Source organism: Cobetia sp. PDI-12MA (genome assembly GCF_059507695.1).
On sequence record NZ_CM183351.1, the window covers coordinates 2,904,077 to 2,918,829 of the forward strand.

At 58.4% G+C, this 14,753-nt stretch carries 11 protein-coding genes; 4 read left to right on the top strand and 7 right to left on the bottom strand.

What is annotated here, in order from left to right; translation table 11 throughout:
- Positions 1-71: 71 nt before the first annotated feature.
- The 3 genes from AC5WNI_RS12395 to thiO all read right to left on the bottom strand — a co-directional run bounded on the left by AC5WNI_RS12395 (position 72) and on the right by thiO (position 3,438).
- On the bottom strand, positions 72-1,535 hold the full coding sequence (locus AC5WNI_RS12395) for an NAD(P)/FAD-dependent oxidoreductase (protein ID WP_487886324.1): 1,464 nt from the start codon (positions 1,533-1,535) through the stop codon (positions 72-74).
- 116 nt (positions 1,536-1,651) lie between these two features.
- A complete protein-coding gene (locus AC5WNI_RS12400; RefSeq protein WP_175088574.1) occupies positions 1,652-2,038 on the bottom strand; it encodes a nuclear transport factor 2 family protein in 387 nt (128 codons plus the stop codon).
- Between the two features lie 260 nt (positions 2,039-2,298).
- Positions 2,299-3,438, bottom strand: a complete 1,140-nt coding sequence (thiO, locus tag AC5WNI_RS12405) for a glycine oxidase ThiO (protein WP_487886325.1) — start codon at positions 3,436-3,438, stop codon at positions 2,299-2,301.
- A 216-nt stretch (positions 3,439-3,654) separates the two neighbouring features.
- Here thiO and AC5WNI_RS12410 point away from each other — a divergent pair, with 216 nt between their 5' ends.
- A complete protein-coding gene (locus tag AC5WNI_RS12410; RefSeq protein ID WP_282627774.1) occupies positions 3,655-4,770 on the top strand; it encodes an AAA family ATPase in 1,116 nt (371 codons plus the stop codon).
- The gene (locus AC5WNI_RS12415; RefSeq protein WP_487886326.1) at positions 4,767-6,518 is read left to right on the top strand and encodes a cobaltochelatase CobT-related protein; all 1,752 of its coding nucleotides are present in this window, start codon (positions 4,767-4,769) and stop codon (positions 6,516-6,518) included. Before AC5WNI_RS12410 ends, AC5WNI_RS12415 begins: the two co-directional genes overlap by 4 nt.
- 34 nt (positions 6,519-6,552) lie before the next feature.
- Here AC5WNI_RS12415 and AC5WNI_RS12420 read toward each other — a convergent pair whose 3' ends face one another.
- The 4 genes from AC5WNI_RS12420 to xsc form a co-directional block, all read right to left on the bottom strand.
- The gene (locus tag AC5WNI_RS12420) at positions 6,553-7,698 is read right to left on the bottom strand and encodes a UvrD-helicase domain-containing protein (RefSeq protein WP_495928521.1); all 1,146 of its coding nucleotides are present in this window, start codon (positions 7,696-7,698) and stop codon (positions 6,553-6,555) included.
- Positions 7,691-9,352: an ATP-dependent nuclease gene (locus AC5WNI_RS12425; protein ID WP_495928522.1), complete on the bottom strand. Its 1,662-nt coding sequence runs from the start codon at positions 9,350-9,352 to the stop codon at positions 7,691-7,693. Before AC5WNI_RS12425 ends, AC5WNI_RS12420 begins: the two co-directional genes overlap by 8 nt.
- Before the next feature lie 213 nt (positions 9,353-9,565).
- The gene (pta, locus tag AC5WNI_RS12430; protein ID WP_495928523.1) at positions 9,566-10,576 is read right to left on the bottom strand and encodes a phosphate acetyltransferase; all 1,011 of its coding nucleotides are present in this window, start codon (positions 10,574-10,576) and stop codon (positions 9,566-9,568) included.
- 164 nt (positions 10,577-10,740) lie between these two features.
- On the bottom strand, positions 10,741-12,561 hold the full coding sequence (xsc, locus tag AC5WNI_RS12435; protein ID WP_254626986.1) for a sulfoacetaldehyde acetyltransferase: 1,821 nt from the start codon (positions 12,559-12,561) through the stop codon (positions 10,741-10,743).
- Positions 12,562-12,814: 253 nt separating this feature from the next.
- Between xsc and AC5WNI_RS12440 the strand changes: the two genes are divergently transcribed.
- Together AC5WNI_RS12440 and AC5WNI_RS12445 are read left to right on the top strand one after the other, a co-directional pair.
- Complete coding sequence (locus tag AC5WNI_RS12440; protein ID WP_175088567.1) at positions 12,815-13,666, top strand: IclR family transcriptional regulator; 852 nt, start codon at positions 12,815-12,817, stop codon at positions 13,664-13,666.
- A 132-nt stretch (positions 13,667-13,798) separates the two neighbouring features.
- Positions 13,799-14,683: a DMT family transporter gene (locus tag AC5WNI_RS12445; RefSeq protein ID WP_495928524.1), complete on the top strand. Its 885-nt coding sequence runs from the start codon at positions 13,799-13,801 to the stop codon at positions 14,681-14,683.
- Positions 14,684-14,753 lie beyond the last annotated feature (70 nt).

Genomic DNA, 14,753 nt, shown 5'->3' on the forward strand with positions numbered 1-14,753 from the left:
CATCGTGTTCATCGTGATATCAGTGCCGAGTCGCGCCCTACTTCGCATCGCACCCTGTATTTAATCGCCCCCTACCTGGCCTCATCCTTGAAGGCGTACCAGCGATACAGACAGCGCTGGCCGGTGCGGCGGAACGGCGCGAACAGCGGCGACTCGACCTTGTTGAGCACATTTGGGTACGGCAGACGCGACTGGAAGATCGGCAGCACCAGGTCCGCCGCGTCCCTGGCGATCCACTGGGCGAGGCGCTTGCCCGCCTGGGCGGAATACATCACGCCGTTGCCGCCATAACCCATGGCGTAATAGATGCTCTGCTTCGGGTCCGGCTGATGGATGCGCGGCATCATGTCGTGGCTGACATCCACCCAGCCCCACCAGGAGTAATCGACCTCGATGCCGCTCAGCGCGGGGAACTTGCGGTGCATGTCGGCGATCAGCAGCTGCTCGTATTGCGCCTTGGGCGCGTCACGCCCCGAGACGGCACTGCGACTTCCGATCTGCAGGCGATTGTCCGGCAGCAGGCGATAGTAATGACGCAGCACCCGGGTGTCGGTAAGCACCTGATGGGTATGGAAGCGGGTCGCCTCGATTTCCTGCGCCGTCAGCGGGCGCGTCACCAGCGAGTTGGAGAGCACCGGCATCAGCCGCTTGTCGAGCTCCCGATGCAGCTTGCCAGAGGTGTAGCCGCCAGTCGCCATGCCCACCGAGCGCGCCTTGACCACGCCACCCGGCGTCGTCAGGTAGTGCACGCCATCGCGGGTCTCCCAGCTCTCCACCGGACTTGCCGGGTGCACCTTGACGCCCAGGCGGCGCGCCTTGCGCAGATAGCCGAAGGCCAACTTGCCGGGGTGCACGCCGATACCTTCCGGCTCGTGCATCGCACCGCAGGCCTCTTCATCCCCGACCCACTCGTTGCGCACCGTGGCGCCATCGATGATGCGGGCATCGTAATTGAAGGTCTCGCGCAACAGGCACGCTTCCTTCTCCAGCCCCGGCATCATGCGATCGCGGTGGGCGATGTACAGGTGGCCGCCCGGCTGCGGATCGCAGTCGATGTCCTTGATCAGCTCCTTGAAATTCTCCATGCCCTCGACGCACTCGCGGTGCAGGCCGTGGGCGGCCTCGAGACCGTAACGCTCGATCCACTGCGAGCGCTTGAGGCGACCGGTGGCACACTGCGCCTGACCGCCATTGCGGGTCGAACAGCCCCAGCTGACCCGATTGGCCTCCAGCACGGTGGCCTTGATGCCGTACTTCTCGGCCAGCACGATGGCGGCGGTCAGCCCCGTGAAGCCGGAACCGACGATCACCACGTCGGCGTCGATATCGCCCATCACCGGGCCGTCGTCTGCCGGCGGCTCGCCAGCGGTGGCGACCCAGTAGGTCGGCGCGTAGTCACGCCCTTCGCCGGGGGTGGCGCTCACCAGCGGGTCATAGGCCGGGTCATACGGCCGGGAGGCCTGAGTGGCCGGGCGCTGTGGTGACTCGCTGCCCACCTCATCTGGCCGGGCGCCGTGCTGCACGATAGTTTCCATCTCGAACACCTCCTCTCACCCACGGGGCGCACGCCACGACCTGACGCCGTGACGCGCTGCCCTCTGGGCAAAGACAGCTTCAGAAACCTCATCCCTGATCGATACGCCGCTGGCGCTCAGACGTTGACGGGCGGACGGTTCTTGCGGAAGGCGTTCTTGATCGCGATCTTGCCGTCACGCAGCGTGAAGGCGTCGATCATGCGCGCTTCGCTGCGCGCGCCATCGGCGGTGGTGCCGGTGTAGGTGCTGATGACGAAGCCACGGTCGCCATCGGCGAAGATTTCCGCGTCGATCCACTGGGCATCCGGCGCGTTCTGCCATGCAGCGGAGAGACCCGCACGCACGGCGTCCTGACCGGCGAAGGTCTTGCCTTCGAGTTCCGGCCCGGCGATGGCGAGGAATTCACAGTCATCGGTCATCATCGACAGGCAGTCGTCGATGTCGTGACGGTTGAGGGCATCGCAGAAGGCAGTCAGCAGTTCGATGGTGGCTTGGTGAGTCATGGGTCGGGCTCCGCAGTCTTGTTGTTGGGTATGTTGTCGAGCTTGTGGTTTGAGCAAGTGACAAGGGCGGCAGCAAGCGCTGCGCCATGACCCGAGACTACGCCGACACCTGCACTGCCCTTTAGCACCAGTTGACCACCAGCGATTGGGCCAGTTGGTACCAGCGCTGCTGCCCTGGTGCCAACTGGTCCCATCGCGCCGTTCTAGCCCCGCCTGTGGCGGCCATGATCAGCCATAGAGAGCATCAGCCATCGAAAGCATCAGCCAGCCAGAGCGGTGGGCGCCATCACGCCCGGGGGCGTGATGGCCTCCGCTGACATGAAGCTCTCGCGGCCGAGCAGCATGTCACTGAGCAGGCGCGTGGCGGCGGGTGCCAGCACCAGGCCATTGCGGTAGTGACCGGCATTCACGTAAAGGCCATCAAGCCCTGGTACCGCGCCGATGAAGGGCGTGCCATCCGGCGTGCCCGGACGCAGACCGGCCCAGTGATGCTCCGGCGCCAGCTCACCCAGCGCCGGCAGAATGCTCGCGGCGCTGGCATGCAGCGACTCACGCGCCTGCGCGGTGGTGGACTTGTCGAAGTCCTGATGTTCCAGCGTCGAGCCGATCAGAATCCGTCCATCGGCGCGCGGAATCACGTAGCGGCCATCGCACAGCACCACCCGCGACAGCAGCGGCTCATCCACACTGCAAAGCCCCGCCGCCACCGGATTGAACACCATCATCTGCCCCTTCACCGGGCGTACCGGCAGCAGTACACCGGCCGCGGCCAGCAGCCTGCCGCTCCAGGCGCCGCCACATACCACGACGTTGTCTGCGCTGACGGTCTCATCAACAAGCTGCACGCCCGTGACACGCGACGGCGTGGCAAGCACCAGCTGCGTGACCTCGCACTCTTCACGCACCCGGATACGCGGATGCGCCAGCAGGCGCGCACGCAGCGCCTGGCCGAGTCGCGGATTGCGGATGCTGCCGAGCGTCGGCATCCACAGCGCCTGCTGGTGGCCACTGACCAGATGCGGCTCGCGCGCGTAGAGCGCCTCACGCTCGATCACCTCCAGCGGCTTGTGTTGAGTGCGTGCCCAGTCCAGCGCCAGCGCCTCATCCTCGACCCGCAGATAGATCAGGCCCTCCTGGCGGTATTCCGGGTCGACCCCGGTGGCCTCCTTGAGCGCCTCGGCAAGCCTCGGGTATTCGCCTTCCGACCAGCGTGACAACGACGAGATGGCACTCGAGTAACGCCACGGATACAGCGGCGAGACGATACCGCCGCCGGCCCACGACGCCTCGCGTCCGCACTGGCCGCGCTCCAGCAGCGTGACCGTCTGACCGGCCTCGGCCAGCTGCCACGCCATCATCATGCCGATCACGCCGCCACCAATGATCAGGGTATCGCTCATCTGCCTTGCTCCTGCGGGGAATGAATAATCACAAATCTCATATTTCGATACGATTTGCATTATTTTTAGAAACAAAGCTATATTCAAGCCATTACCGCCGCCCGGCAGACCTGTCTCCCCGTGACAGGTCTGCCTACAAGCCTGATACAGGTCTGCCTACACGCCCGATACAGGTCCGCCGGGCAGCCACCGACAAGAATGACGAGGGAGACACCCGTGAGCGACGCCACCTTGACGCCTTCCAGCAGTGATGAAAGCTCTGCCAATGATGCAAGCCCTGCCAGCGATGCAGGCCCCGCCTCCCCGGCCGAGCAGCCGCTGCCCGCCGGTCAGTTGCAGCCCACTGAGCTTCGCGGCGTGCGTGAGCTGTTCGGCATCGACAGCGACCTCAAGGTGCCGGTATTTCTGGAGCGCGACGCCCACGTGCCGGAAATCGACACGGCCTATCGCTTCAATCCCGATGTCACCCTCGCCATTCTCGCCGGCTTCACCAACAACCGCCGCGTGATGGTTCAGGGCCTGCACGGCACCGGCAAATCGACCCATATCGAGCAGATCGCCGCGCGCCTCAACTGGCCGTGCCTGCGCGTCAATCTCGATGGCCATGTCAGCCGGCTGGATCTGGTCGGCAAGGACGCCATCGTGATTCGCGATGGCGTACAGGTCACCGAATTCCAGGAAGGCATCGTGCCCTGGTCGCTGACCCGCCCCATCGCGCTGATCTTCGATGAGTACGATGCCGGCCGTCCGGACGTGATGTTCGTCATCCAGCGCATTCTGGAGCGCGACGGCCACTTCACGCTGCTGGACCAGAACCGCGTGATTCGCCCGCATCCGCAGTTCCGCCTGTTCGCCACCGCCAATACCGTGGGGCTTGGCAATCAGGATGGGCTCTATCACGGCACCCAGCTACTCAACCATGCGCAGATCGACCGCTGGAACATCGTCGCCAAGCTGGATTACCTGCCGCGTGAGGAAGAGGTGAAGATCGTGCTGGCACGGGTACCCGCCAAGGACAACGAGCGTGGCCGCGCCCTGATTCGCGCGATGGTCGCGGTGGCCGACCTCACCCGCAAGGGCTTCGCCAATGGCGACCTGTCGAGCCTGATGTCGCCGCGTACCGTGATCACCTGGGCGGAGAACTGCGAGATCTTCCGCAACCCGGCGCTGGCCTTCCGCCTCTCCTATCTCAACAAGTGCGATGAGCATGAGCGCCCGCTGGTCGCCGAGTTCTATCAGCGTTGTTTCGCCAAGGAGCTGGAGGAATCCGCGGCGCTGATGGAGAGCGATCTGATGGATGAACAGGACAGCGACAAGGGAGCCCGGGCATGAGTGCGGCCCAGCAGGTACGCCGTCGTCAGCAGTATCTCGAGGAGCTTTCGGCTGCGAGTCTCGGGGCACTCAGCGGTCAGGCCGGCTGGGCCTATCGGGGGCGGCGCCTGAGTCGGCATGCTCAGGCGCTGCCATTGCGCACGCCGCATCTGCGCCTTGAGGAAGATGACTGCACGCTCGACAACTATCGCGCGGTCAGCGATGCCATCGCGCTGCGCCTGATCCACACCGACGAGGCGCTGCATCTGGCGGCGCGGCCGGCGCTGCCGGAAACCCGCCTGATCTATGACCTGCTGGAGCAGCTGCGCGTCGAGGCGCTGGTCGACCCTGACATGCCCGGCGTGAAGGAGAATCTGGCGCGGCGCTTCACCGACTGGTGCCTGGCCTTCTATCACGCGGGCCTGACCGAGACGAGCAGCGGCATCCTCATCTACAGCGTCATCCAGTCGTGCTGGTCGCGCCTGATGGCCTGTGCGGTGATCCACGAGACGGAGGATTACATCGAGACGACGCGCGCCTCCTTCTATCAGGCGCTGGGCGCTGACATGGCGGGGCTGAGACGCACGCGTTTCGATCAGGCGGCCTATCAGCAGCACGCGCTGAACATCAGCCTGTGGCTGGAACAGGAACTGGCCGAATCGCTGGATGAGCAGGAAGACGATGAGGACGAAGATGCCTCCGCCGCCAAGCAGCGCTTTGCCCTGTTTCTGGAAAACGAGGATGAGGAAGCGAGTCTGCTCGAGGAGCAGGCGGCATCACAGCTGCCGAGTCATCGGCGTGGCGCGCCGGAGGAATTGCTGCCCTATCAGGTGTTCACCACGGCCTATGACCGCGAGCTGGAGCCTGCCAGACGCATGCGCGCGGCCCTGCTCGACGAGTATCGTCAGGCGCTGGATACACGTCTGGCGGAGCAGAAGATCAACGTGCGCCGCCTGGCACGTCAGCTGGCGCGCCATTTCAGCTCACCGCAGCGTGAAGGCTGGCACTTCGGGGAAGAGGAAGGAATCATCGATGGCCGGCGGCTGAGTCAGGTGATTTCCTCGCCGGCCGAGCGGCGGGTCTTCCAGCGCGAGCGCTGGGTGCCCGAGGCCAGTGCCCAGGTCAGTTTCCTGATTGACTGCTCCGGTTCGATGAAAGTGCATGGCGAGGCGGTGGCGATGCTGATCGAGATTCTCACCCGCGCGCTGGACATGGCCGGCGTGCCCACCGAGGTGCTCGGCTTCACCACGGGTGCCTGGAATGGCGGCCGCGCCCTGAAGGACTGGCGACGCGCCGGCAAGCCCGCGCGTCCGGGTCGCCTGAATGAAGTGCAGTATCTGGTCTTCAAGCCCGCGTCACTGGCGTGGCGCCGTGCACGCCGCAACTTCGGCGCCCTGCTCAAGGCCGATCTCTACCGCGAAGGCGTGGATGGCGAAGCCGTGCAATGGGCCTGCTCACGTCTCGCAGACAACGCCCCTGCCGATGAAGGCGCGCGCCGTCTGCTGGTCGTCATCTCCGATGGTAGCCCCTGTGACAGCGCCACCAACACCGCCAATGACGAGCAATACCTCGACAGCCACCTCAAGCAGGTGGTCGCGCAACAGACCCGCTCCGGCCGCCAGGCCATCCTCGGCCTCGGCGTCGGGCTGGACCTCAGCGCCTACTACCCCAACCAGCTGATCATCGACCTCGAACGCACCCTCGACAACGCCCTCGCCGATGAAATCGTCTATCACATGGCGCTGGCGTGTCGACATCAGGGGATGTGAAATTAATATTCTCGCTATTATTAATCACAACATATCATCTCCCCCACACTACAAAATCAGTTTCATGAACTTGCTTGTCAGGTATAACAAACGCCAAGCTATACTTAGCCCTAGTAACTGCCACATAGAATTTATTTCTTATCGCCTCTGAAACTAGTAAATTCTCTTCTTTGCTAAGAATAAACTTTAGAATATTAGATGTGGGAATAATTACTACTCGATTGAAACCCATCCCCTTACTATCGCCGTAATTATAACACTTCGCATGTTTGGGGAGAATTTTATTACCCGACCGTACATTCCACCTAAGCACTACAGCATTAAACTCATCCAGATAATCACATACATCCGACTCCTTAACTACAAATATCCCCGTGTGCCCCTTAAAACAATCAGGTATTTCTTCAACACCAGAAGCTATATCATTACACATGTCGGCATGTATCATGTTAGAGAATTCACAAATTTGACTTACGCTTCTCATGTTAATATTGAGATATTCAGATTTGAAATTCATTTTACTAAATTCAGCTATTTTCTCATCCATAGTAGCAGGAGTTTTTTTGGCAAATGTAGTCGAATAGACAGTTTGCCTAAAATCTCCCACACAAGTTATAGAGGAATTTATAACTTCGCTTAGTTGCTTTATAACAGTATAATCCCAACCAGCCAGATCTTGAACTTCATCGAAGTATATGTGCGAATAGATATTATTTATTCTTTTGGAAGTCGCATTATTAGTCTTTTGAGAGACACGTGCTGCTAATTTTGCCAAAAAACCTGTATGCGCTTTCTTACCATCACCTGTCAGGAAATGCTGACTATTTATGGTGTCATCTTTGTTTTTTTCAGCTCGCCCTATTCTATACCTTGCTGTTCCTGGTATAAGGTGAGGGTTACTTTCATTAAAGAAAATTCCTTCAATACGATTATTAAAAAATACACTCTGGTAGGGTCTGACAATATCTTCTAGGTAGAAGCTATATAAACCTTTAACTATAAAGCTATCACTTTGCCCACCATTTAAAATTGAAAATCTATGCTTTAGCTCCTTTTGATTATTAGTGGTAAACGTAACAACCAATACTTTACCACCTTCTTTTATTTTCTCTATAGATTCAGTAATAACTTTATGAGTCTTCCCTGAGCCAGCACTGGCCATACATATAATATTAGGCAAAATCAAATACCTCGTCTAGGAATGCCGGGTACTTAAAATGCTCATCCGTATCGAAAAGCTTAATAGCTGAATCAACTTTCTTAGCACCTTTCCCGTCACCATCTTTACTTCTAAACCAGTCTACGAGAAATTCTTTTTTGTTTTGTAATCCAACATTCCCACTATATTTTTTTAAAGTCTGTACTGATAACACTATTTTAGCATAAGAATCTAGATCTATTTCAGAAACAGCATTAGATATGATCAAAGCAGGTTCTAAAGAAAACATCTCATTGTCGGATGATGAAATCATTTTAATATTAGGATAACTTGCATACTCTTCTATGGCTGTCACTACATTCTGAGTATAATCTCCATCATTATCACGCAAAACGTTAATCTTAGTCCCTATCTCTTTTCCAATTTCAATAAATGTTTTAAATCCTACCCCTCGCACTACAATAACATCTATACCATCATGCTCAGGAAGTTTATTATTATGCTTATCCTTATATATTTTTTTGATTACAAGCTCATCTGAGGGGCCTTCTACAAGAACTACTTTTTCAGTCAAAGCTACTCGAAGTGTGTCATATCCTGGTAGCCTTTTTAATACTCTGACAACACTTTTGTCTAGTGAATCAAGTTTCTTATAAGTCTTACCAAGAAGACATATTTTATCAATACTTAATTTATTTAAAACATAAGAACTATGTGTTGTTAAAAAAAGCTGCTTGTTCTCTCTATGCTCATCAATATCACGTATCAACTTATTAAGTTCTATATGAGACAAATGGTTTTCAGGTTCTTCCATCATAATTACATCTACATCTTCAGATTTATTGTAGAAGGCTAGTTTAATTTGCACTTTACTTTGCTCACCCTTACCAACCATATGAAATGGAATCTTATCGACGGCAAGCTGAAGACTACTATTAAGCGAATAAGGGGGTAAGGAATTTGCAGAGAGCGATAATTTTTTCTCAGTTATTTTATTATCAGAATCTAAACCTGCATTTACAGAAACAACTTCAGCGGTATTATTTAATGACTGAAACATTTCTCTATAATTTAAATCCAGACGATACCTTGCATCCTTATCTAACACACTGTCCAAAACGTTTGAAATATATTTATTTTTCCCATGCGTTGGGTGAATTCGTGTAGAATCAACATATAAAGACTTAAACCTTTTAGTTATAGGTTTAATTTTATTCCAAGCAAAATCCAACCACTCAATTTTATAAAACTCTACTGGAATACTAGTTATTGCCTCCCCCGAGTCTCTATACTCATAATAGGCAGTTTCATAATCTTCATCGAATTTTGCTATAACCATCACACCTTGCGCATCAACACCTGCTATGTTATTAGCGCCTTGATACTCCGGCACTCCAGATAAAAAGACTTCAATTCTTATCTCAGGGAAGTCATTTATATTTTTAGGTGAATTTAAGAATTTTGATACGGCACTAGCATTAAAAAAGTCAGATGAAAACTCAGCATTTAGTTGTTTTCCTCGAAATTGAAAATTCAATGCTATTTCGAGAGCTTCAAGAACTGTACTTTTCCCCGCATTATTATCTCCAACCAAAATATTAATATCATCATTAAAGTCAAACTCATCACTTTCAAATCTTTTAAAGTTTATAACTTTCATCTTTTTAACTAACATTTAATTCTCCCTGTCCGAGAAAAACAACATATGCTAAAAACTTAAACACAATCAATTAAGCACATTATAGTGTTTGCAACAACATGAAATTAGCCTCATTAATACTCTAAACAGACTGAAATCAATTTTTTATTGAGTCACTGCATAGCGGGCAAGCAGGGCTTTCGCCAGCTCACCCGCCTAAAACAGCTATCAATAAAAGCTGCAAGCTTTCTATGTACGCTGCTGTGCCTGAACGACAGTGACCGCAATGACATTGAGGATGTCGGCGGTGGAGCAGCCGCGCGAGAGGTCGTTGGCGGGTTTGGCGAGGCCCTGGAGCAGCGGGCCGATGGCTTCTGCGCCGCCGATGCGTTCGGCGAGCTTGTAGCCGATATTGCCGGCTTCCAGATTGGGGAACACCAGCACGTTGGAGGTGCCTTTGACGCGTGAGGTGGGCAGCTTGCGCTCGGCGATTTCCGCCACGATGGCGGCGTCGAGCTGCACGTCTTCATCGATGGCGATATCCGGGCGTTGCTCGCGTACCCGATGCGCGGCCTGCACCACCTTGTCCACCGCGGCGTGATGCGCGCTGCCATTGGTGGAGAACGACAGCATCGCCACCCGTGGGTCTTCCCCGAGCAGTGCCTGGGCGCTGTCGGCGGCGGCCAGCGCGATCTGCGACAGCTCTTCCGCGTCGGGGTCGATCACCAGCCCGCAGTCCGAGAAGATCATCCCGCCCTTCATGTTGTGGAACGGCTTGCACAGCATCATCAGAAAGAAGCTGGAGACCAGCTTGCTACCCGGCGCCAGGCCCAGCAGTTGGATGGCGGTGCGCACCACATCGGCAGTGGTGAGCACGGCGCCGGCCACCGAGCCATCCGCCAGCCCTTCGCGCACCAGCATGTTGGCGAACGTCAGCGGGTCACGAATCTTCTCGGCAGCCTGCTCCGCCGTCATGCCCTTGGCCGCGCGATGCGCGTGCAGCGCCTCGGCAAGCCTGGCGGTGTGCTCGGAGGTGGCGGGGTCGATCAGCTCGAGCCGTGCCAGTGCCTGATCCCCAAGCCCGGCTTCTCTGGCGGTGGCGGCGATGACGGTCGGGTCGCCCACCAGCATCACCTGCGCCAGTCCCTGCTCCGCCGCGTTCACCGCCGCCTGCACCACCCGCATGTCCTGCCCTTCGCAGAGCACGATACGGCGCGGGTCTGCCTTGGCCCGCGCCAGAATGTTGTTGAGTGCCTTCATGTCTGTCTCCTCGCTGCCCTTGCAGGCAGCCGACACATCCAAAAAGCCCCGGACATCAGAAATGGCCGGGGCAAGGGAGAGTTCCAGTCCTGCTTGCGCGTCGCGCTACACCCGCTTCATCACGCTGCCATCCATGACCTGCACAGCGCGATCAGCGACGGGCGTTACACGTAATCCTGATACTTCTCGAGCAGACGCACCGGCTTCTTGAGGGCGTCGCGGCGGAACGGGTCGCCCAGTTCGCGAGTACACATCACTTCGATGACGCAGGTCTTGCCTTCGTTCATCTGCATGTCGACGGCCTTCTTGAGGGCCGGGCCCACGTCTTCCAGACGGTCGACGGTGATACCTTCGGCACCCATGGAGCGGGCGATCTCGGCGAAGCTCTGGTTGTCCAGCTCACCGGCGACGAAGCGACGGTTGTAGAACTCGACCTGGTTCTTCTTCTCGGCGCCCCACTGACGGTTGTGGAAGACGACAGCCGTGACCGGAATGTCGTGACGCACGGCGGTCATGATTTCCATCAGGCTCATGCCCCAGGCGCCGTCACCGGCGTAGGCGATGGCCGGACGTTCCGGCGCGGCAGTCTTGGCCCCCATGATGGTCGGCAGCGCGTAGCCGCAGTTGCCGAAGCTCATCGGGGCGAAGAAGCTGCGCGGCTTGTCGAAGCGCAGGTAGCTGTGGGCCACGGAGTTGATGTTGCCGATGTCGGTGGACACCATGACATCTTCCGGCATCGCCTTTTCCAGCTCGCGCAGTACCTGACGCGGGTGCAGGTATTCGCCGCCGGAGAACGGCTTCTCGTCCTTGGCTTCGTCGATGGCGTCGAGGCTGAAGGCGTCCTTCTCGTGGGTCCACTCGTCAAGCTCGGCTTCCCAGGCGGCCTTCTCTTCGCGGATGGTGCTGAGGCGCGAATCCTTGGTGGCATCGCACTCGAGATTGCGACCGGACAGGCGCTCGGTCAGGGCGATGGCCGCTTCACGCGCATCGCCGCAGATGCCGACGGAGATCTTCTTCACCAGGCCCAGCATCTTGTGGTCGGCGTCGATCTGGATGATCTTCGCGTCCTTCGGCCAGTAGTCCATGCCGTGCTGCGGCAGGGTACCGAACGGCCCGAGGCGCGTGCCCAGCGCGATGACGACATCGGCCTGGGAGATCAGCTTCATGCCCGCCTTGGAGCCCTGATACCCGAGCGGACCACACCACAGCGGGTGGCTGGCCGGGAAGGAATCGTTGTGCTGGTAGCTGTTGACCACCGGCGCGCCGAGACGCTCTGCCAGCGCCTTGCACTCCTCGACGCCATCGGCCATCACCACACCGCCACCGGAAACGATGACCGGGAACTTGGCGCTGGCCAGCAGCTCGGCTGCCTCATCCAGACTCTTGCTGCCACCCGGGCCGCGGTCGACACGTGCCGGCTTGGGAATCTCGCATTCGATCTCGCCATAGAAGTAGTCACGCGGAATGTTGAGCTGGGTCGGGCCCATCTCGGACATGGCGCGATCGAAGCAGCGACCGGTGTATTCCGCCATGCGCGACGGGTGCGTCACGTGGCCCTGGTACTTGGTGAATTCCTGGAACATCGGCAGCTGCTTGCATTCCTGGAAGCCGCCCAGGCCGATGCCGGTGGTGCCGGCTTCCGGCGTGACGATGACCACCGGGCTGTGCGCCCAGTAAGCGGCCGCGATACCGGTGACGCAGTTGGAGATGCCCGGGCCATTCTGGCCGATGACCATGCCGTGACGACCGGAGACGCGAGCATAGCCATCGGCCATGTGGGCAGCGCCCTGCTCATGCACCACCGGAATGAGGCGAATGCCGGCCGGCGCGAAGATGTCCATCGCATCCATGAAGGCGGAGCCCATGATACCGAACATGTCGGTGACGCCATTGGCGACCATGGTTTCCACGAAGGCCTCGGAAGGGGTCATCTTCTGCTTGCCCTGCACGACCTTGCGATTGTCTGCGCTGTCTTGAGTGCTCATGGCGTCTCCAACTCTAGATTTTATGTTTATTGATACATTTAGTTCCGATTACCGAAACATGTGACCAAAATTAGCCCTCACTGAGCGGTCCGTCAAGCCCGATTTCAGAAAATGATCAAAAACACTCCTTTTTTAGAAACTTCTTCCGATGAATGGAGTACTGTTAAAGTAGGCACAGCAACGCAAGGCACTGACGGGCCGAGCGTTTCGGCGCCACACTGCCCCGCGCACGGATTGAAGGAGGGAATAGCCCATGAACAGTGCCACCCAGCCCCAGGCAAGCCTGCCGCGTGACCGCAAGGACGCTGACAGGGAGGCCAGCAAGGAAGGCAGCAAGATAGAAGGCGATACGCCCGCCCAGCGCCTGCTGGCGTTGCTGGAAGTGATCGCCGCCAAGGACCAGTTCTTCACCCTGCAGGGACTGGTGGAAGAGACCGGCCTGCCCAAGCCGACGCTGCACCGCATGCTGCAGCAGCTGGAAGGCAGCGGCATGCTGCAGCGCGAGGCGGACAACCGTCATTACAGCAAGGGCAGCCGTCTGCGCCGTCTGGCGGAGAACCTGCTGCTCAACGACACCGTACAGGGCGCACGCCACGGCGTGCTCAACCGGCTGATGGAAGAGGTTGGCGAGAGCTGCAACATCACGGCGCTGTCCGGCAGCGAAGTGCTGTATCTGGACCGCGTCGAGACCCAGGCCCCGCTGCGCTTCTATCTGCACCCCGGTTCACGGGTGCCGGTGCATTGCTCCGCCAGCGGCAAGCTGTTTCTGGCCCAGATGCCACCCGCCCAGCGCCGTCGCCTGCTGACCGGCACGCCGCTGAACGCGATGACGCGCAACACCCTGACTGACATCGAGTCCGTCGAGGCCGAGATCGAGCAGGTCCGCCAGCAGGGCTTCGCGCTGGATGATGAGGAATTCCTGCCCGGGCTGGTGTGCATCGCGGTGCTGGCACCCAATCCCGATGGGCCTTCCAACATCGGCGTGGCGATCCAGGCGCCGGTAATGCGCCAGTCGCGCGAGGACATGCTCAAGCACCTGCCGGCTTTGGAGCGCGCCGCCCGCGATATCGCCGCCATCCAGCGCGGTGCGATTCCGTCCGCCTGAGGCCAGTGAACTGGGACCAAGGTTGGAGCTGAGCAGAAACCGGGCAGCAACGAACACAAGGTCGTGCTTCCCGTGACGCGCATGAGGGGCTAGCCTGTCGGACTGCCTTTCACACGCCACGTCGAGAACACCATGTCCGCCAGCGATGCCTTGCGTCTTGTCCTGCTATCCACCCTGTGGGGCATGTCTTTCATCTTCATGCGCGTGGCCGCGCCGGAATTCGGCCCGACCACGCTGATACTGCTGCGCATGGGCATCGGCGCGCTGGTGCTCGCCCCGCTGCTGCTGGGCGCGGGCCGGTTGAAGATGCTGTGGGAACACAAGGGCCCGCTTGCGGTGCTGGGGCTGACCAGCCAGGCGCTGCCCTTCTGCCTGCTGGCGCTGGCTACCACCCAACTGGAGGCCGGTTTCACCTCGCTGATCAATGCCACCACGCCGCTGTTCACTGCCTTGCTGGGCATGGCGCTTTTCGCCACACCGATCCAGAAGCAGCAGTATCTCGGCCTAGCCGCGGCCTTCAGCGGCGTCTATGTGCTGTCGAGCGATCGTCTCGATTTCCAGCTCGGCGGCGATGGCTGGTTCATCCTCGCCGCCCTCGGCGCGACCTTCTGCTACGGCTTCGCCTCCAACTTCTCGCGCCAGCGCCTGAATCACCTGCCCTCACCGGTGCTGGCCGCGGGCAGCTCGCTGATGTCGTCCCTGCTGCTGCTGGTTCCGGGCCTGTGGATGTGGCCACAGGCCAGCGTCAGCCTGGAAGCCTGGGGCAGCGCGATCGCGCTGGCGGTACTCAGCACCAGCCTCGCCTTCCTGATCTTCTTCCGCCTGCTGGCCAGCGCCGGCGCCACCGCGACCACTTCCGTCACCTTCCTGGTACCGGTCAGCGCGCTGCTGTGGGGCAACCTGCTGCTCGATGAGGTGATCGATGCGCGCATCCTCACCGGCATGGGCATCACTCTGCTGGGCACCGCCATCGCCACCCGCCTGATCCGGCTGCCGACACGTCAGAAAGTTGCCTGACCGCTTGCCGCATGACGCTTGCCCCATGAACCCAAAGGCCCGCCCCTGAACACGAGGTTCATGGGCGGGC